The organism is Pseudomonas silesiensis (assembly GCF_001661075.1).
Lineage (GTDB): Bacteria > Pseudomonadota > Gammaproteobacteria > Pseudomonadales > Pseudomonadaceae > Aquipseudomonas > Aquipseudomonas silesiensis.
The window spans coordinates 3,072,007-3,089,969 of the sequence record NZ_CP014870.1 but is presented as its reverse complement, the minus strand read 5'-3'; the positions used below and the strand labels follow the sequence as shown (position 1 = coordinate 3,089,969).

The 17,963-nt window shown below is 61.2% G+C and carries 17 protein-coding genes; 7 read left to right on the top strand and 10 right to left on the bottom strand.

Annotated features, from left to right (window positions below; translation table 11 throughout):
- Nucleotides 1-3 precede the first annotated feature (3 nt).
- The 6 genes from selB to fdnG all read right to left on the bottom strand — a co-directional run bounded on the left by selB (nt 4) and on the right by fdnG (nt 9,143).
- Nucleotides 4-1,911 carry a selenocysteine-specific translation elongation factor gene (gene selB, locus PMA3_RS13880; RefSeq protein WP_064680703.1) on the bottom strand — a complete coding sequence of 636 codons (1,908 nt, stop codon included), beginning with the start codon at nt 1,909-1,911 and terminating at the stop codon, nt 4-6.
- Nucleotides 1,908-3,338 carry an L-seryl-tRNA(Sec) selenium transferase gene (gene selA / locus PMA3_RS13875; protein WP_064677685.1) on the bottom strand — a complete coding sequence of 477 codons (1,431 nt, stop codon included), beginning with the start codon at nt 3,336-3,338 and terminating at the stop codon, nt 1,908-1,910. The genes selB and selA overlap by 4 nt, the downstream gene beginning before the upstream one ends.
- A gap of 222 nt (nt 3,339-3,560) precedes the next feature.
- Nucleotides 3,561-4,487, bottom strand: coding sequence for a formate dehydrogenase accessory protein FdhE (gene fdhE / locus PMA3_RS13870; protein ID WP_064677684.1), 927 nt, complete (start codon nt 4,485-4,487; stop codon nt 3,561-3,563).
- A 4-nt stretch (nt 4,488-4,491) separates the two neighbouring features.
- A complete protein-coding gene (locus PMA3_RS13865) occupies nt 4,492-5,145 on the bottom strand; it encodes a formate dehydrogenase subunit gamma (RefSeq protein WP_064677683.1) in 654 nt (217 codons plus the stop codon).
- A complete protein-coding gene (fdxH, locus tag PMA3_RS13860; protein WP_064677682.1) occupies nt 5,142-6,077 on the bottom strand; it encodes a formate dehydrogenase subunit beta in 936 nt (311 codons plus the stop codon). Before fdxH ends, PMA3_RS13865 begins: the two co-directional genes overlap by 4 nt.
- Nucleotides 6,078-9,143: a formate dehydrogenase-N subunit alpha gene (gene fdnG, locus PMA3_RS13855; protein WP_152032260.1), complete on the bottom strand. Its 3,066-nt coding sequence runs from the start codon at nt 9,141-9,143 to the stop codon at nt 6,078-6,080.
- A 388-nt stretch (nt 9,144-9,531) separates the two neighbouring features.
- Here fdnG and PMA3_RS13845 point away from each other — a divergent pair, with 388 nt between their 5' ends.
- Complete coding sequence (locus PMA3_RS13845) at nt 9,532-10,686, top strand: MalY/PatB family protein (protein ID WP_064677679.1); 1,155 nt, start codon at nt 9,532-9,534, stop codon at nt 10,684-10,686.
- Nucleotides 10,687-10,916: 230 nt separating this feature from the next.
- Nucleotides 10,917-11,774, top strand: coding sequence for an SDR family oxidoreductase (locus PMA3_RS13840; RefSeq protein ID WP_064677678.1), 858 nt, complete (start codon nt 10,917-10,919; stop codon nt 11,772-11,774).
- 192 nt (nt 11,775-11,966) lie between these two features.
- On the opposite strand, the gene PMA3_RS13835 is transcribed toward PMA3_RS13840, so the two are convergent.
- Genes PMA3_RS13835 through PMA3_RS13825 form a run of 3 tightly spaced genes read right to left on the bottom strand, consistent with a single transcriptional unit; the run spans nt 11,967 to nt 13,445 of the window.
- On the bottom strand, nt 11,967-12,407 hold the full coding sequence (locus PMA3_RS13835) for a DUF421 domain-containing protein (RefSeq protein ID WP_064677677.1): 441 nt from the start codon (nt 12,405-12,407) through the stop codon (nt 11,967-11,969).
- A gap of 8 nt (nt 12,408-12,415) precedes the next feature.
- The gene (locus PMA3_RS13830) at nt 12,416-12,934 is read right to left on the bottom strand and encodes a hypothetical protein (RefSeq protein WP_064677676.1); all 519 of its coding nucleotides are present in this window, start codon (nt 12,932-12,934) and stop codon (nt 12,416-12,418) included.
- Nucleotides 12,924-13,445: a CinA family protein gene (locus tag PMA3_RS13825; RefSeq protein ID WP_064677675.1), complete on the bottom strand. Its 522-nt coding sequence runs from the start codon at nt 13,443-13,445 to the stop codon at nt 12,924-12,926. The genes PMA3_RS13830 and PMA3_RS13825 overlap by 11 nt, the downstream gene beginning before the upstream one ends.
- A gap of 169 nt (nt 13,446-13,614) precedes the next feature.
- Here PMA3_RS13825 and PMA3_RS13820 point away from each other — a divergent pair, with 169 nt between their 5' ends.
- The 4 genes from PMA3_RS13820 to PMA3_RS13805 all read left to right on the top strand — a co-directional run bounded on the left by PMA3_RS13820 (nt 13,615) and on the right by PMA3_RS13805 (nt 16,871).
- Entirely contained in the window at nt 13,615-14,226 is a 612-nt protein-coding gene (locus PMA3_RS13820) for a Yip1 family protein (protein ID WP_064677674.1), read from the top strand.
- Nucleotides 14,227-14,272: 46 nt separating this feature from the next.
- Nucleotides 14,273-15,616 carry a cation:proton antiporter gene (locus tag PMA3_RS13815; protein WP_064677673.1) on the top strand — a complete coding sequence of 448 codons (1,344 nt, stop codon included), beginning with the start codon at nt 14,273-14,275 and terminating at the stop codon, nt 15,614-15,616.
- A gap of 184 nt (nt 15,617-15,800) precedes the next feature.
- A complete protein-coding gene (locus PMA3_RS13810; protein WP_064680702.1) occupies nt 15,801-16,097 on the top strand; it encodes a hypothetical protein in 297 nt (98 codons plus the stop codon).
- Nucleotides 16,098-16,394: 297 nt separating this feature from the next.
- Entirely contained in the window at nt 16,395-16,871 is a 477-nt protein-coding gene (locus tag PMA3_RS13805; RefSeq protein WP_064677672.1) for a hemerythrin domain-containing protein, read from the top strand.
- A 177-nt stretch (nt 16,872-17,048) separates the two neighbouring features.
- Here the strand turns inward: PMA3_RS13805 and PMA3_RS13800 are convergent, their stop codons facing one another.
- Nucleotides 17,049-17,585 (bottom strand): hypothetical protein, encoded by a 537-nt coding sequence (locus PMA3_RS13800; RefSeq protein ID WP_064677671.1) that lies wholly within the window; start codon nt 17,583-17,585, stop codon nt 17,049-17,051.
- Between the two features lie 84 nt (nt 17,586-17,669).
- Between PMA3_RS13800 and PMA3_RS13795 the strand changes: the two genes are divergently transcribed.
- Nucleotides 17,670-17,909 carry a hypothetical protein gene (locus PMA3_RS13795; RefSeq protein WP_064677670.1) on the top strand — a complete coding sequence of 80 codons (240 nt, stop codon included), beginning with the start codon at nt 17,670-17,672 and terminating at the stop codon, nt 17,907-17,909.
- Nucleotides 17,910-17,963 lie beyond the last annotated feature (54 nt).

The window sequence follows — 17,963 nt, the reverse complement described above, 5'->3', positions numbered from 1 at the left end:
AACTCAGGGCTCGTTCGGTTGAGCCAGTGCATTGTCGAGTCGCAGATGACGTTTGTCGCCGAACCGCCGGGTGAGGCCGATGCGGTCGAAATATTCGAGAATCTGGATACTGCGTTTACGCCCCAAGCCCACCTTATCGCGAAACGCCGTGACCTGGATCGGCGGGTTCTCGGCAGCCAGTTGCACCAGCATAGCTGCCAATCGACGCAGCATCGCATCGGTGTAGAACAGATCAGGCACGACCTGGTGCAGCATCCCCAGCCGCGCCATCTTGCGCAGCAGCAAGCGTACCGCGACCGGGTCATGGCCAAGGTCGCGTACCCACGGCGGATCGTAGCCGGCCTGCTCGAACACCGGCTGCAATTGTTGCCACAGGGCTTCGTCCTCTTCACTCAAGCGCGCCTGATGCCCGGGCAGATGCAGCCACGGACCGCTGGCCACCATTTCGCCGCTGGCCAACAACGCTTCCAGCAGACTGATGAACGTCGGGCGATTCAGTACCGTGCCGGTGAATCGGCGCAAGCGATCCCGGTCCGGGCCCATTTGATCCGGTTCAAGTCGATGAAAGCGTGCGAGGTGTTCCAGTACCGATATTTTCAGGGCTTCCCAGCGGGTCGCACTGAACAGCAATGAGCCTTGGCGCGTGTCGACCAGACGCACATCGCCTGGCAACGTCCAGCTATCACGCGGGCGGTTGAACTGACGCTCCAGGCGCTGCGGATCGAGGCCAGTGTCGCTGTTGGCCAGTAACACTGGCAGCACCTGTTCCAGGCTCTGGCTGCTGGCCAGTGCCTGCAGCTGCGCCAAACGCTCGGGACTGCGGCGGTGTCGGTTCGGCGCGAACGGGTCGAGCACAGGCCCGCCGCCAAGCGTGCGTTGGGCGCTCTGGTCGCGAAGAATCAGCGGGTCGCCCCTCACGGCCTGCACCGGTGCGTTGAGCAGCAGTTGCGCGAGCATCTGCCCACCGGGGACGAGGCTTGTGCCTTCGAGCAACGCCACCCGGCCCATCACGTCATGGGTCGCCAAATGCACATGCACCGATTGAAAGTGCTCCAGGGGCCGGTCTTCACCGGCCAGTAACCGCAGCTCGATATCCAGGCGTTGGGTAGGCGCATACAGCCACTCGGCCAACAGCCAGTGCCCCCGGCGAATCTGTTCCAGTGCCAGGCGCTCGGCACTCAGGTTCAACGCCACGCGCTGGCCGGCACAGGCGCTGGCCGCGGCTTGATTTTGCGCATGCAAGCCCCGCACCCTTACCGGTTTTCCCTGGGGACCGAGCATCAGCGTATCACCCACCGCAACCTGCCCGGACAACGCGGTACCGGTCACCACGATACCGGCGCCGGCCACGCTGAAAGCGCGATCGATGGCCAGGCGAAAACCGCCGTGGGTGTTGCGTTGCAGCACTTCATGTTGCGCCTGGAGCAAGGCCTGGCGCAGGGTCTCGACCCCCGCCCCGGTCACACTCGACAGCGCAATCCGCGGCGCACCGGCATAGGGTCCGGGTACCAGCAACGCTTCGATCTGTTCGTCCACGGCCTGCACTCTGGCGGGATCGACCCGGTCGCATTTAGTGATGGCGATCAATGCCCGAGGAATGCCCAGCAGTTCGACGATGGCCAGATGTTCGCGGGTCTGCGGCATGACACCGTCGTCGGCCGCCACCACCAGCAGCACCAGATCAATGCCCTGCGCCCCGGCCAGCATATTGTGGGTGAAGCGCTCATGACCGGGCACGTCGATAAAGCCGGTCAGGGCCGCTCCGGGTTCCAGCGCCGCGTACAGGTAACCCAGGTCGATGGTCATGCCCCGCTCGCGTTCTTCCCGACGACGATCGCCGGCCTGGCCGGTCAAGGCCTGGAGCAAGGCGGTCTTGCCATGATCGATATGCCCGGCGGTACCGACTATCACGTTGATGCGCCCTCCCGCGGCCATTGCTCGAGTTGCGCCAGCCACGCCGCCTCGTCGTCCAGTTGCCGCAGGTCTAGCCACAAGGCGTCGTCATCGATGCGTCCGAGCACCGGGATCGGCAAGCCGCGCAGCGCGGTTTCCAGACCGTGCAGACGTCGTCCGCGCAGACGTTTGGACGTGTCGGGCCGGATGCATAACGCGGCACTCGGCAAGCGCGCCACCGGCTGGCTGCCACTGCCGATCATGCCCAGTGCCGTCACGGCGCCCACGCTCCAGCCGTCGCCGAGCACCCTCGCCAATGCGGGCTGCAGGCGCTCGGCCTGGGCCAGGATGTCCGCTTGTGGCCGGGTCAACAGGCGCAGAGTCGGCAGGCGTTCGGCCAGCCGGTCCGGATCGCGGTACAGACCCAACACGGCTTCGAGGGCAGCCAGGGTCAGTTTGTCGACCCGCAAGGCGCGCTTGAGCGGGTTCTTCTTGATACGCGCAATCAGGTCCTTGCGGCCGACGATCAACCCGGCTTGCGGGCCGCCCAGCAACTTGTCGCCGCTGAAGGTCACGATGTCCGCGCCATCGAGCAGCGCCTGACGCACCGTGGGTTCGGCGGGCAACCCCCAGCGCGTCAGATCCAGCAGGCTGCCGCTGCCGAGGTCCTCAAGCAGTGGCAAGCCGTGTCGGTGGGCCAGTTGTGCCAGCTCGGCGGTCGGCACCCGGGCGGTGAAGCCTTCGATGGCGTAGTTGCTCGCGTGGACCCGCATCACCAGGCCACTGCGCGGTCCGATGGCCGCTTCATAATCCCGGGCATAGGTGCGATTGGTGGTGCCGACTTCGTGCAGCTTCACCCCGGCCCGGGCCATGATGTCGGGAATCCGGAACGCGCCGCCGATCTCGATCAGCTCGCCCCGGGAAATGATGCCTTCCTTGCGGGCGCCCAGGCTGTTGAGCGTCAGTAACACCGCAGCGGCATTGTTGTTTACCACGGTCACGGCTTCGGCGCCGGTCAATTCACGGACCAGGCCTTCGATCAAGTCGTCACGGTCGCCCCGCTTGCCGCTGTGCAGGTCGAATTCGAGGTTGAGCGGGTAGCGCGCGGCGAGTTGCACGGCGTCAATGGCTTCCTCGGGCAACAGCGCTCGACCGAGGTTGGTGTGAAGCACGGTGCCAGTGAGGTTGAACACCCGGCGGACATGGCTGCGGTGCTGGATCGCCAAACGTTCGCCGACCCGTCCCGCCAATACCTGCGGGGTGATCTCCACACCCTCCACCGCCCCGTCGTGCACCGCCTCGCGCAGGTCATCGAGCAATTGCCGCAAGCTGGCCAGCAGCGCGTCGCGCCCATAGCGCTGGGCCAGTGGCTGGCACGCCGGATGACGCAGCAAACTGTCGATGGAAGGTAGCCGCAAGGTCTGGCTGGCGGATCTGGAGGGCATCAAGGGCTCCCGCGAACGCTGACCGCCTGAGTGTAGCCGCTGAGACTCTTCGGTGGGTCAGTCAGCAATGAAGCTGACTGTGATGACCTCTTCGCGAGCAAGCCCGCACATTGGATTTGTGAACACAGGTCCATTGTGGAGCGGCGGTGCGACGATTCGACTTGCTCGCAAAGGCGATCTGACTGGCACCGCAAAAACGTCTGATGCCCCGGCCAGACAACCTCAATCGCCTCCGGGGGCTAACAACAGATTCGGCGCGGGGCGCTGGTAGCCTTCCTGCTCCAGGCGCATATCGAGCATCAGGCTGCTCAGGTCGGTCGAGAGCGCTTCGGCTTCGGCGTCGTTTTCCAGGTACAGCAGCTTCAGATAGCTATGACAGCCGGGGCAGGTTTCCGCGCGCAACGGTGCCTGGTCGGCGGCGTGGCGGTCATCGTCCAGGCTCAGGTATTCCAGGCCTTTGCTTTGCTCGCAGTACACGCATTTGACCCGCACCACGTGCCATTCACAGGCACACAGCGAGCACACCAGATAACGCAGGCCATTGTATTTGCCACGATGGCGAATGACCCCGGCCATGGCCGGTGAACCACAGGCCGGGCATTGGCTGAGACTGTCGCCGGGTTTCAGGTGCAGATTCGGTGTGCCCAACAACCAATGGCTCCAGGCTGCCTGCAACGCAGCGCCGAGAAAAGGCACCAGTGCCGCTGGCAGCAACGTGAACTGGCCGCTGACCAGGGCAACCGCCCAGGCCTTGAGCTGCCCGACGTTGGCATTGCGCAACGATGCCAGGGCTTTCTCGACCGCAGGTCGTGCCGGTGGCGGGTAGCGCTGCAACAACGCGTCAAGGAACGGCAACCAAACGCCCTCCCGTACCAGACTGTCGGCGGCGAACGGTGGCAGGCCATGTTGCTGACAGACCCGCAGGCGTTCGGGGTCGGTCGGTGCGGTTGCGGGTGGATCGTCCATCAGTTGCTGCTGAACATGGCACAGGCCGGCCACCAGCCGCAGGTAATCGGCCAATGGATGCCCATCGGCGAGCCGTTCCAGGCGCTGCGCCCGCAACGTGAACAGGTTGTTCGGTGGCAGGTGCAGAAACGGCGGAGAACTCGCCGCCGCTTCGATGTCGCCAGGCTCAAGAATCGTCGCCAAGGGGTTATCCTTTTCTGTTGACCGGTCGCTCGGGGTGTTCGTCCCGGGTCACTTCCCGGTACCAGAGTTCGTGGTGTTTTTTCGCCCATGCGCGACTGACCCAACCATGCGTCATCGCGCTGACCGAACCCTTGATCCAGATGCCGGCGTAAATATGCACGATGATGCTCAGCACCAGGATCAAACCGGCCACGGCGTGCAGCAGCATCGCCCAGCGAATCGCCGTGATGCCGAAGTACTGGCTGAAATACGCGCGCCAGATCACCAGGCCGCTGAACAACAACACCAGCATGCACAGCAGCAAGGTCCAGAACAGCAGCTTCTGCCCCGGGTTGTACTTGCCGATCGCTGGCACGCCCTCCTCCTCGTTCCGCATCACCGGCCCGACACGGCGCAGCCACAGACGGTCATTGGTGATAAAGAAGTTCGCCCGAAAAAATTGAAGCACCAGGCCCAGGAACAGGACGAACATCACCACGCCCATGAACGGATGCAGAATGCGCGTCCAGGGGCCGCCGCCGAACAGGTGGCTGAGCCAGAACAGCGCCGGATGAAACAAGGCCAGTCCCGACAGCGCCGCCAGGAAGAAGAAGATCGCCACCAGCCAGTGATTGGTGCGCTGGTTCGCGGTGTAGCGCAGGATCTGTCTGCGGATCATGATCTGTCCTCCCCGCGCGGATCAAAGGTATGCACCGACGGATCGACCTCATGCACCGCCGGATCGACGACGCCCGGGAGCTCATCCTCCTCGACCAGCTGCGGCCCGACTCGCACGTAGTGGAAGAACCCGGCCAGCACCGCCAGGCCCATGGCCAGTAACCCCAGGGGTTTGCTCACGCCTTTCCACAGGTCGACCAAGGGACTGATCGTCGGATGATCCGGCAAGCCGGCGTAAAGCACCGGCGTGTCCGCGTGATGCAACACATACATGACGTGCGTACCGCCGACACCGGCAGGGTCGTACAAGCCGGCGTTTTCGAAGCCACGGCTCTTGAGGTCGACGATGCGCTCGGCAGCATGTTCTTTCATGTCCTCCTTGGTGCCGAACACGATCGCCCCGGTCGGGCAGGTTTTCACGCAGGCCGGTTCCAGGCCCACCGCCACCCGGTCCGAGCACAGGGTGCATTTGTAGGCCTTGTGATCTTTCTGCGAAATACGCGGAATATTGAACGGGCAACCGGTGATGCAGTAACCGCAGCCGATGCAATGGTCCTGGTCGAAATCGACGATGCCGTTGGCGTGCTTGATGATCGCTCCCGGGCTCGGGCACGCCGCCAGGCAACCCGGTTCGGCACAGTGCATGCAGCCGTCCTTGCGAATCAGCCATTCGAGGTTGCCGGCATCGGTTTCATGCTCGGTAAAGCGCATCAGGGTCCAGGTGTCTGCGCTCAGGTCATGGGGGTTGTCGTAGGTGCCGAGGTTATGGCCAACGTCGTCACGCAGTTCGTTCCATTCCGAGCAGGCGACCTGGCAGGCCTTGCAGCCGATGCACTTGGTGGTGTCGATCAGCTTGGCCACTTCGTCCTGAATGCGCACCGAAGGCGAAACCGTGGTGGTGGCCGAACGGGCGATGATGTCTTGGCTGGCCATTTAGACTTTCTCCACGTTGACCAGGAATGACTTGGATTCCGGGGTCTGGGAATTGCCATCGCCGAGGAACGGCACCAGGGTGTTGGTCAGGTAACCGTGGCGCGTCAGGCCGGTGAAGCCCCAGTGCAACGGAATGCCGATGTGGTGCACCACCTGACCGTTGACCTGCAGCGGCCGGATGCGCTTGGTCACCACCGCCACCGCTTCGATGAAGCCGCGCCTGGAGCTGACTCGCACCTTGTCACCGGCAACGATGCCTTTCTCCTTGGCCAGTACCTCGCCGATCTCCACGAACTGCTCGGGCTGGGTGATGGCGTTGAGCTTGCAATGCTTGCTCCAGAAGTGGAAATGCTCGGTCAGCCGGTAGCTGGTGGCGGCGTACGGATAGTCCTTGGCCACGCCGAGGGTGTCCCACACCGAATCGAAGATCCGCGCCGCCGGGTTGCTGGTGGCGCCCTTGTTGTTGGGGTGCAGCGGGTTGATGCCGATCGGCGTTTCGAAGGGTTCGTAGTGTTCCGGGAAGGGGCCTTCGGCCATATTGTCCCGGGTGAAAAACCGCCCGACGCCTTCGGGCGCCATGATGAACGGATTCATCCCGGCTTCCGGTGGCGAATCGGCCTTGTAGTCCGGGATGTCGGTGCCGGCCCAGGTTTTGCCGTTCCACCACACCAGGCGCTTGTTCTCGGCCCAGGGTTTGCCTTGCGGATCGCACGAGGCGCGGTTGTAGAGAATCCGTCGGTTCGCCGGCCAGGCCCAGGCCCAGCCCTGGTGTTGGTGCGTGCCATACGGGTCGCTGTTGTCGCGCCGGGCCATCTGGTTGCCCGCCTCGGTCCAGCTGCCGCAGAAAATCCAGCAACCTGACGCGGTGCTACCGTCGTCCTTGAGCTGACCGAACCCGGCCAGTTGCGCGCCGGCCTTGATCGTCGCGCCCGTGGCGTCAGTGAAGTCGGCGGTGGCGCTGCCGTTGATTTCCCTGGCCAGTTCTTCCGGCGACGGTTCTTCAGGCACCTTGTAGGGCCACGACAGTTTCATCATCGGCTCGGCATAGGCACCGCCATTGGCCTGATAACGCTGGCGCAGGCGCAGGAACAATTCACTCATGATGCGGATGTCGGTCCGCGCCAATCCGGGGCCGTCGGCGCCTTTCCAGTGCCATTGCAGCCAGCGACTGCTGTTGACCAGCGAGCCGTCCTCCTCGGCAAAGCAGGTGGTGGGTAGGCGAATCACTTCGGTCTGGATGTCGGCGCTCTTCACATCGTTGTACGGCCCGACGTTTTTCCAGAACTCCGAGGTTTCGGTGGCCAACGGGTCCATGATCACCAGCCACTTAAGTTTGGCCAATGCCGCCGTCACCCGGTTTTTATCCGGCAGCGCGGCGATCGGGTTGAAGCCCTGGCACATGTAGCCGTTGACCTTGCCCTGGCCCATCATGTCGAACATTTTCAGGATGTCGTAGCTGGGAACGTCGATCTTGGGCAGGTAGTCGTAGCCCCAATGGTTGTCTGCCGTGGCATTGGCGCCGTACCAGGACTTCATCAGGCTGACGTGGAACTTGCCGTAGTTTTGCCAGTAGGACATCTGCCCGGGGCGCAGGGGCTTGAGGGCCCGTTTGAAGATGTAGGTGTCGTAGTCCTGTTCGCTGTCGCTGGGCAGGGTCAGATAGCCGGTCAAGGTATTGGACAATAACCCGAGGTCGGTCAGGCCCTGGATGTTGGAGTGTCCGCGCAAGGCATTGACCCCGCCACCGGGCATGCCGACGTTGCCCAGCAACAGTTGCACCATCGCCGCGCTGCGGATGATCTGCGAACCGATCGAATGCTGGGTCCAGCCCAGGGCATAGAGAATCGTCATGGTCTTGCCCGGTGCCGAGCAGGTGGCGATTTCTTCCCAGATCTTCTGGATCGATTCGGTTGGCATGCCGCAGATCTGGCTCACCAGTTCCAGGTTGTAACGGCTGTAGTGCTGCTTGAGCAGCTGGTAGACGCAGCGCGGGTCTTGCAGGGTCGGATCGACCATGGCGAATCCGTCTGCAGCATATTGATAGTTCCAGGTGGTCTTGTCGGTATAACGACGCTTGGCCGCGTCATAGCCGCTGAAGATCCCGTCCTCGAACGTGAAACCGGGGTCCACCAGGAACGACAGGTCGGTGTAGTTGCGCACGTACTCGTGCTGGATCTTGTCCTCGGTCAGCAGGTAATTGATCAACCCGCCCATGAAGGCGATGTCGGTGCCGGTGCGAATCGGCGCGTAATAGTCGGCCACCGAAGCGGTCCGGGTAAATCGCGGGTCGATCACGATCAACCTGGCGGCGTTGTGCGCCTTGGCTTCGGTGACCCATTTGAAGCCGCACGGGTGCGCTTCTGCTGCGTTGCCGCCCATCACCAGGATCAGGTTCGCGTTGGCGATATCGGTCCAGGTATTGGTCATGGCACCACGGCCAAACGTCGGGGCAAGACTTGCCACCGTCGGGCCGTGTCAGACACGCGCCTGGTTGTCGAACCCCAGCATGCCGAGACTGCGAATGACCTTGTGGGTGATATAACCCGCTTCGTTGGACGCCGCCGAGGCCGCCAGGAAACCGGTGGTCAGCCAGCGGTTAACTGTTTTGCCCTCGTCGTTCTTCTCGACGAAGTTAGCGTCGCGGTCGGCCTTCATCAGGTCGGCCACGCGGTCCAGCGCTTCGTCCCAGGAGACCCGCGTCCACTCGCTGCTACCCGGCTTGCGCACCTCGGGGTATTGCAGGCGACCGGGGCTGTGGATGAAGTCGAGCAGGCCGGCGCCTTTGGGGCACAGGGTGCCGCGATTGACCGGGTGGTCGGCATCGCCTTCGATGTGGATGATGTTTTGCGCGACGTTCTTGGCGGCATCGCCCTGGCTATACATGATCAACCCGCAGCCGACCGAGCAATACGGACAGGTGTTGCGGGTTTCATGGGTGTGGGCAAGCTTGAAGTGGCGCACCTGCTCGGCGAAGGCAGTCGCGGGGGCCATGCCCAGCGCGCCGAGGCTCGAGCCCGCAAGGCCGATACCAGCGACCTTGAAGAACTGACGACGGTTGAGGTCCATCGTGCACTCCTGATCAGGTGGAGACCCGGTACTTTGCCGGGTTTTTCTGGACGATCACGGTGACGGCAGCGTGGCTACCGACATTTGAAACTGTAGACAATGCTTTGGTCGATTGTGTGAAAACCGACAGTCGGGCAATTTCCATCTTTCTGTCACACCCCCGGAATGTAGGAGCTGGCTTGCCGGCGAAGGGGTCTTCACATCCGACATTTTCGTTGCCTGTGCCACCGTCTTCGCTGGCAAGCCAGCTCCTACAGGGGTTGGCGGCGTGCCGGTCGGTATTGATGTCGCCTGATTCACCGCTTTCGCGAGCAAGCCGGTCTCGCTCCTACAGTGGCTTGGCGCTTATCATGTCTGCCGAATTAATCCCGGCCTTTATGAGATGAGCATGACTTTCGATTTTGATCAGGTGTTCGACCGCCACGGCACCGGCAGTACCAAATGGAGCCGTTACCCGGCCGACGTATTGCCGATGTGGGTCGCCGACATGGACTTCGCCGCGCCGCCGGTGATCATCCAGGCCCTGCAAAAACGTCTTGAGCATCCGTTGCTCGGCTACAGCGTGGCGCAGGACGACTTGCGCAATGCCATCGTTGCCGACCTGTGGAAGAAGTACGCCTGGCGCGTCGAGCCCCAGGAGCTGATCTTCCTGCCGGGCGTGGAGTCGGGCTTCAACATGGCCCTGCATGCACTGGTGCAGCCACAACAGAATGTCGTGGTCCAGACCCCCAACTACCCGCCGTTGCGCCATGCGCCGGGGCATTGGGGGCTGAACAAGGTCGAACTGGGTTTCGACGCCCTGCCTGACGGTACCTATGCCACGCCACTGCAGGCCTTGCGCCAGTCCCTGGAAGGCGGCGGCGCCCTGCTGTTGAGCAACCCGCATAACCCGCTGGGCAAGGTGTTCCCACGGGAAGAACTGCAAGCCGTGGCGAACATCTGCCTGGAACAGGACGCCTGGATCATCTCCGACGAGATCCACGCCGAACTGTGCTTCGATGGGCGCGTGCACCTGCCGATCGCCACGTTGAGTCCTGAAATTGCCAGGCGCACCATCACGCTGATGTCGGCAAGCAAGGCCTATAACATTGCCGGGCTGAAGACCTCGTTCATGATCATTCAGGACAAAGCCGTGCGCGAGCGCGTCAACCACGCGCGCTGCGGCCTGGTCGACAGCGTCAATCCGCTGGGCCTGGAAGCCACCCGCATCGCCTACAGCGAAGCGGGCCCCTGGCTGGCCGGGCTCATGGTTTATCTGCAAGGCAACCGCGATTACCTGGTCGACGCCGTTCGCACCCGGTTGCCGGGCGTGACCATGAATGTGCCGCAAAGCACGTACCTGGCGTGGCTCGATTGTTCAGCGCTGGGGCTGGACAACCCGCAGCAATTCTTCCTCGAACAGGCCAAGGTCGGGCTCAGTGCCGGCCTGGATTTCGGCGATGACGGCCAACAGTTCGTGCGCCTGAATTTCGGCTGCCCGCGGGCGTTGCTGGAAGAAGGCATTGCGCGGATGGAGCGCAGTTTACGCAATCGCAAGGCCTGACACGCCCCTCAAGGCAGCGCCCCCCCCTGTGGGAGCGAGCTTGCTCGCGATGAGGCCATCACATTCAACACAGTTGTTGACTGTAAGGCCGCCATCGCGAGCAAGCTCGCTCCCACAGGGTTATCTGTTGGGATTGAGAGATTCGACAGCCTCCGAAATCCAACCGAACTCAAGGCAAAACACCAGGGTCAACCCTCTGACTCTGCTACCTCGAGAACGGAGATTTCCCAATGAATGACTATCCAAAACCACCCTTCCCCAAACAAGGCCAGCCAGTCCCTGGCTCCCAGAAGAAAATGGACCCCTACCCGGACTGCGGCGAGCAAAGTTACAAAGGTTCGGGCCGGCTGGAGGGCAAGATCGCCCTGATCACCGGCGCCGACAGCGGCATCGGTCGCGCCGTCGCCATTGCCTTCGCCCGTGAAGGTGCGGATGTCGTGGTGGCCTACCTCAACGAACATGAAGATGCACAGGAAACCGCACGCTGGGTCGAGCAGGCCGGACGGCAATGCCTGTTGCTGCCCGGCGACCTGGCGCAAAAGGAACAATGCCAGGCCTTGGTAGACAAGACAGTCGAACGCTTCGGCCGGATCGATGTGCTGGTCAATAACGCCGCGTTCCAGATGACCCACGAAAACTTCGAGGACATTCCCGACGACGAATGGGTCATGACCTTCGATGTCAACATCACCGCGATTTTCCGCATCTGCCAGGCCGCGCTGAAGCATATGCAACCCGGCAGTTCGATCATCAACACCAGTTCGGTCAATTCGGACATGCCCAAACCGACGCTCCTGCCCTACGCCACGACCAAGGGCGCAATCGCCAACTTCACCGCGGGCCTGGCGCAGATGCTGGGCGAGAAGAACATCCGGGTGAACTGCGTGGCACCGGGGCCGATCTGGACGCCGTTGATCGTCTCGACCATGCCCGATGAAGAAGTGCAGAACTTTGGCGGGCAGACGCCTCTCGGGCGGCCGGGGCAGCCTGTTGAAGTCGCGCCGATCTATGTGCTGTTGGCCTCGGACGAAGCCAGTTACATCACGGGCCAGCGTTATGGTATTACCGGCGGTAAACCGATGCTTTGAATGCCAACGCACGCCTGGCCCTGTAGGAGCCAGGCTTGCCGGCGAAGAACGATAACGCGGTACAACAGATATACCGCAGCGCCTGGTTCGCGGGCAAGCCTCGCTCCTACAGGCGAAGAACGATAACGCGGTACAACAGAGACACCGAAGCGCCCGATTCGCGGGCAAGTCGGACCGCCGCACCGCTCGCTCCTACATGGCAATCACCGATATCTTGCCGTTGCGTTCCAGGATCGCGAACTTGATTTGATCCAGGGTTTCGATGCCCTGGCTGGAACGCGCGGCTTCCATGACGTCGGCCTCGATCAATCGCGCGTGGCGCAGGCGCTTGTGCAACAGCTTGCCATTCTCGACGATGATCGTCGGCCCGCCATCGATCAACTGCGAAACCCATTGCGAGCGCTGTTTGAGCAGCGACAGGCCGACGTCTATGGCAATCAACGTGACAATGACCAGCATCGAGTTGGTCATGGAAAAGTCATCACCCAGCAACGCCTGCTGCGTCGCCTCGCCAATGATCATCAACAGCACGAAATCGAATGTCGTCAACTCGGCCAGGGAGCGCCGGCCGGCGATCTTGAACAGCACCATCAGCGCCAGATACATCACAGTCGCGCGCAATACCGAGTCCATAAGGTCACCTATGGGAAAATGAATTGATCGAAGTCCACCGCGGTGGCGCCCGGTGAAGCGATACGGCTGTGAAACAGCCCCAGCCCATCTCCGCGCAAGGTCAGATGCAGGTTGGCCCGGCCTTGCGCGTCGGTCTGGACCCACAACTTCATGCCTTCTCCGGCACTGACGGCACGGATGGGTTCCGGCTGCAGGCTCTCGATGCTGAAGCCATCCAGCATCGCTCCGGACAGTTCCAGTTCGACCATGGCATCGGGCGTACCGATCACGCTGAGCTGCATGGGGTTTGTCGATCCATTGCGATGGAACAGCTCGTATTGCACCCGGACCTTGCCGTCACCGCCCTGCACATCCCGGGTGCTCAGCGGCCCGCGCGAAAACAGCCCGAGCAACGCCAGCACCACCAGCAATACCAAGGTGTACCAGCCCCAACGCTCGAATCGCCAGACCTTGACCTGGTACGCCATATCTTCACGTACGGGATAGTCGCGGTTGCGGTAATCGGTATGGCCGGACTCATCGTTCATCGAGTGCTCCCGGGTCCTGCTCGCCGGCCAGTGCCCGCTGATGGAAATGCGGCAGCAGCTTCAAGGCATGCTCGGCGGCCAACAACTGGACCTCTGAACGTGTCCCGAAGAACCGCGATTGCTGGCTGAAAACCCTACGCCCCTGCGGCGTCTGGAAGGCCCAGGCGAAACAAATGGTGCCGGCCGGAATGCCATCGACGTCTTCCGGCCCAAGGATGCCGGTGGTCGCCACCGCGACATTGGCCGTGCTGTCGCGCAGAGCACCCGAGGCCATTTCCCGGGCAACTTCACAACTGGTCAGGTTGAAGGTTTCGATGGTCTCAGGGCTGACGTTGAGCAATCGTTGCTTGGCCTCGGGGGAATAGACCACGTAGCCGCTTTCGATCAGTTCCCCGCTGTGCGGCACTTCTGCGAGCAGCGTGATGATCTTGCCGGCCGTACAGGACTCGGCGGTGCTCAGCAGCAAGTCGTTTTGACGCAGGTACTCGACCACCGATTGGCTGACGTTCATGGCAAATTATCCAGGCTGGGAACTGCTCGGTTGACCTTGACCACCTGCAAACATTCCCTCTATCGGAGCCCGCCCTACGCTTGCGCAGAAAAAATGAACCCGTGGCAAAACTTCCCCCTCAATACACTAAGGGCCCCTGTCACGGGCCGCTCCAGCCCAGGAGGTCGTCATGTCCGCACCTATCGTCAAGCTGTTCACCCAACCGAACTTCGCGTGGACGGATATCCGCAAGGAAGAAGAAGCGCATCCGCGCCATTACCTCGCTCATTTGTTGCTGCTGGCCTTGATTCCCCCCGTGTGCCTGTTTATCGGGACCACCTATGTCGGCTGGAGCCTGGCCGAAAATGAAATCGTCAAGCTCAGCGCCGGCAGTGCCCTGCAACTGTGCGGGTTGCTCTACGTGACCATCGTCGCCGGCGTGGCGCTGATGGGATTGTTCATCAGATGGATGTCGCGCACGTTCGACTCGCGGCCGACCGTCAATCAATGCATCGGGTTTGCGGCCTATACCGTGACCCCGTTTTTCCTCGCCGGCATTGCCGGCCTGTACCCGAGCCGCTGGCTGGCGATCGCCGTGCTGGGCGCCGCCTCGCTGTATTCGACCTTCCTGCTGTTCGTCGGCCTGCCGACCTTCATGCACGAGCGCAAGGAACAAGGCCTGTTGAATGCGGCTTGCGTCTGGGGGGTCGGGTTGTTGGTGCTGGTCACCATCCTGGTGGAAATGATCCTGATCTGGTTCAACCTGTTGACGCCTGAATACCTGCGCGCGACTGTCGGTTGATGACTTCCGCCCTTGAGGCCCACGCCGCCCGCAGTGAACACCAATCATGAGTTTCATTGTCTGGGTGGCGGTATTAGGGGCAGTGCTGCTGACGCTGGCACTGACCTCGTCGTACCTGCGCTGGATGCCGGTGACCACCTCCGCCGTGTGCCTGGTACTGGGGGTGGTGATCGGCCCGGCGGGACTCGGGCTGTTGAAACTGGATACCACGGACGCGTCCATCTGGATGGAGCACCTGACTGAAGTCGCGGTGCTGTTTTCGCTATTCGTCTGCGGCCTTAAGTTGCGCTCGCCACTCAGGGAAAAAAACTGGCGGATTGCATTTGGGCTGGCCGGTCCGGTGATGCTGTTGACCATCGCTGGCGTCTGCCTGTTGTTGCACTACGCCTTCCAGCTGCCTTGGGGGGCTTCGGTGCTGATCGGCTCGATCCTGGCCCCCACCGACCCGGTACTTGCCTCCCTGGTGCAAGTCAACGACGCCCGGGATGATGACAGGGTGCGCTTCGGCCTGTCGGGTGAGGCCGGGCTCAATGACGGCATTGCCTTTCCCTTCGTGATCCTTGGTCTGCTGCTGGTGCAGCACGATGGCAATCCTGGCTGGCTGGGCGATTGGGTGCTGCGCAGTGTGCTATGGGCAGTGCCTGCCGGCCTGCTCACCGGCTATTGGATGGGACGCGGTATTGGCCGGGTGACCTTGTCGCTGCGGATCCACAATGACGACAGCACCCTTTCACCGAACGATTACCTGGCCCTGGCCTTGATCGCCCTGTCGTATGTGGTGGCCGAGTCGATTCATGGCTACGGCTTCCTGTCGGTGTTCGCGGCGGGCCTGGGTCTGCGTCAGGAAGAGGTCAAGTCCACGGGTACGGACGAGCTTCCCGCCGAGCACCTGGTTCAACCCGTTGTCGGGCATCAGAACGTCGAGCCGCAGCATGCCGTGCACGGTGACACCGCACTCCTTGAAGACACTCAGGTTGCAGCGGGCATCATGATGAGCGACATGCTCGCCTTCGGGGGGTTGGTGGAGCGGGCCATGGAAGTGTTCCTGGTGACGCTGCTCGGCGTGGTGCTGGTCGCTCACTGGGATTGGCGCGCATTGGCGATTGCCGGCGGGTTGTTCTGCCTGATTCGACCGTTGAGCGTGGTCGCCATGCCTTGGGGTGGTTTGCTGGACATGCGCCAGCGCCTGCTGATCGGCTGGTTCGGCATTCGCGGTATCGGCAGTTTGTTCTATCTGTTTTATGCATTGAACCATGGGTTGGCGCCGTCCATCGCAACGCTGTGCATCGATCTGACCTTGTCCGTGGTCGCGCTGAGCATCCTGGTTCACGGAATCAGCACCCAGCCGATCCTGGCTCGATATGAACGGCGTAAAAAACAGGATATTTGATTTACTGCTGAGCTTTTATCGCTGGAATCATCGAATTTTCGCCTGCATAAATTTGAAATCCTTGGGCAATCCGGCAGGTCACACGCTTAATCCCCCCGGATTCTGGACGGCGGGATGGTTCAGGTTCGGTCCCCCTGTGGCCCCAAGCCTAGAAAAAGGAACCTCGAGAAATAAGGTGCTGGTCATGATTCACTATTCAACTTGCGAAGAAATCAAAGCCTGCCGGGCGTTCGCCCTGGAACGCAATAGACAGATGTTCGCCGAAGCCCAGGCGCTCAGCCGCAGCGCCTTCGAGTTGCTCGAGGACAGCGAGATGGATGGGGAGCTGTTCGATCGTTATCTGGACATACGCAGGAAGGCCAACCTGAAGTTCCAGGAAGCGATCGAACACTTGCGCGTGCTGAACGCGGATTTCCCTCCGGTTTCGCCGTCTACGCAAAACGCGCAACGTTTGCACCGGGAAGCCGAATCCAGGGTGTAACAGCAGGTGCATGCGGCAGCTCGAGTTCAGTTGCATGATTGGCGAATCAGATCAGCGGTCAAGGCTGAAAATCACACTATCAACAGGGTAAAAGGCGACGCCGCGAAGTGCATGAGTCAATTTCCAGACTCATGCAGCCTGCACGACTTCAGTTTGCCATCAGCTGACTTATCTTATTGATTTATATGCAGGTTAAAAGAGATCGATAACGGGCACGACAAATGCTCCAGTACCAGGAGCGACCTTCGGCCTTGAGACCGTTCGCGCTCATCCCCTGACTAGTTGAGAGACTCGACCATGAACGCCATAGACCTGTTGAAAGCCGACCATGAACGCGTAAAGGGCATCCTGACCCAATTAAGCGAATCCACCGAGCGTGGTATCAAAAAACGCGGCGAACTGCTGGCCAAGCTGGAGATGGAGATCACCATTCATACCCGTCTTGAAGAAGAAGTCTTGTACCCGGCGTACAAGAAAGCCGGGGGCAAGGAACAGGACGTGATGTATTACGAAGCCAAGGAAGAACATCGCACGGTCGATTCACTGGTGCTGCCCGACTTGAAAGTCACCGACCCCTCGACGCCCGAATTCGCCGGTCGGGTGAAAGTGGTCAAGGAACTGCTGGAGCATCATATCGAAGAGGAAGAGACGGAAATGTTTCCTCAGGCGAAAAAGCTGCTGGGCAAAGCCACCCTGGAAGAGCTGGGGGCGCAAATGGAAACCTTGAAGGCCCAGTACAAGAAAGAAATGAGCGCGGGCAACATGGCGGCTTGATGGTGCGTTCTACCGCTGGCAAAGCGGACGGACACCTGTAGGAGCGAGCTTGCTCGCGATGGACGTCACCGATAATGCGTGCTGTCTGAATGAACGCGCTGTTCTTCAGTCCATCGCGAGCGAGCTCGCTCCCACAGGGGTTTTTCCACGTGACCCGCCGACCTTTTTCCGCCCGGTTCATCCCCCGGGATTCGTCACCTGGATATAAACCGCATAGGTACCCAGCAACACCCAGAAGGTGGCAAAAATCCACGGCGTACGCACCGAAAACAACAAGGATTTGCGGTAGCCCTTATGGGACGATTCCATCTCACTGAACAACGGCGATTCATCATAGGCGAGGCCCATCAAAGGCTCGCTGCGCAACAACTCACTCTGCTTGAAATGCCAATGATCAATAATGTCGTATGCCGCGCGAATACCCGGCCACGCGTTGAGCGAACTGAGCACCCCCAACAATGCCAGGAATGGAGGCACCACCAGGGTAAAGAGCTTGCCCCATTCCGGGTTGAGGTTGGACATGCAGGAGGCAAAGGCGATCAGCAAAAACGATTGCGCGGCAAGGTAGGCGTCGGTGCGATTGGCCAGAATGCTGGTTTCGTACTGGATCTCCCTGCGATAGAAATCCAGACGCTCCTTGGGCGAACCAAACATTTTGGCATTGTGTTCGGTGAGGGTTTCTTCGGCCGGGGCCTCGGTCAGTATTCTTGGCACAGGAATCACACAAGGGCTGCAAAGACCTTTAGAAGAAACCGCTGCTGACAAGTTCATCTGGATTGACCACACAAGAGGACAGCAATGGATTATCTCGATTGGGTGCAATGGCCAGCCATGCTGGTCACAGTGCTGGCGGCGTGGCTGATCGGTTCGCAAAACCCTGAACGCCGGGTCTCGGGCTTCATCTGTTTTATCGTGAGCAACGTGTTGTGGGTGATATGGGGGTACCACACTCAGGCCTATGCCCTGATCGTATTGCAATTTTGCCTGTGCGCCATGAATCTGCGTGGCTTCAGGAAAAATGCTCACTCCACGACCTGATGATTTCATTGCACAGGTGATCATGTAGGAGCCGGCTTGCGGGCGAAGGCAGTT

Excerpts from the sequence above, each read along its gene's own strand:
- selA (WP_064677685.1), bottom strand. The coding sequence starts at position 3,338 with ATGCCCTCCAGATCCGCCAGCCAGACCTTGCGGCTACCTTCCATCGAC.
- PMA3_RS13865 (WP_064677683.1), bottom strand. The coding sequence starts at position 5,145 with ATGATCCGCAGACAGATCCTGCGCTACACCGCGAACCAGCGCACCAAT.
- fdxH (WP_064677682.1), bottom strand. The coding sequence starts at position 6,077 with ATGGCCAGCCAAGACATCATCGCCCGTTCGGCCACCACCACGGTTTCG.
- PMA3_RS13845 (WP_064677679.1), top strand. The coding sequence starts at position 9,532 with ATGACTTTCGATTTTGATCAGGTGTTCGACCGCCACGGCACCGGCAGT.
- PMA3_RS13840 (WP_064677678.1), top strand. The coding sequence starts at position 10,917 with ATGAATGACTATCCAAAACCACCCTTCCCCAAACAAGGCCAGCCAGTC.
- PMA3_RS13835 (WP_064677677.1), bottom strand. The coding sequence starts at position 12,407 with ATGGACTCGGTATTGCGCGCGACTGTGATGTATCTGGCGCTGATGGTG.
- PMA3_RS13830 (WP_064677676.1), bottom strand. The coding sequence starts at position 12,934 with ATGAACGATGAGTCCGGCCATACCGATTACCGCAACCGCGACTATCCC.
- PMA3_RS13825 (WP_064677675.1), bottom strand. The coding sequence starts at position 13,445 with ATGAACGTCAGCCAATCGGTGGTCGAGTACCTGCGTCAAAACGACTTG.
- PMA3_RS13820 (WP_064677674.1), top strand. The coding sequence starts at position 13,615 with ATGTCCGCACCTATCGTCAAGCTGTTCACCCAACCGAACTTCGCGTGG.
- PMA3_RS13815 (WP_064677673.1), top strand. The coding sequence starts at position 14,273 with ATGAGTTTCATTGTCTGGGTGGCGGTATTAGGGGCAGTGCTGCTGACG.
- PMA3_RS13810 (WP_064680702.1), top strand. The coding sequence starts at position 15,801 with ATGATTCACTATTCAACTTGCGAAGAAATCAAAGCCTGCCGGGCGTTC.
- PMA3_RS13805 (WP_064677672.1), top strand. The coding sequence starts at position 16,395 with ATGAACGCCATAGACCTGTTGAAAGCCGACCATGAACGCGTAAAGGGC.
- PMA3_RS13795 (WP_064677670.1), top strand. The coding sequence starts at position 17,670 with ATGGATTATCTCGATTGGGTGCAATGGCCAGCCATGCTGGTCACAGTG.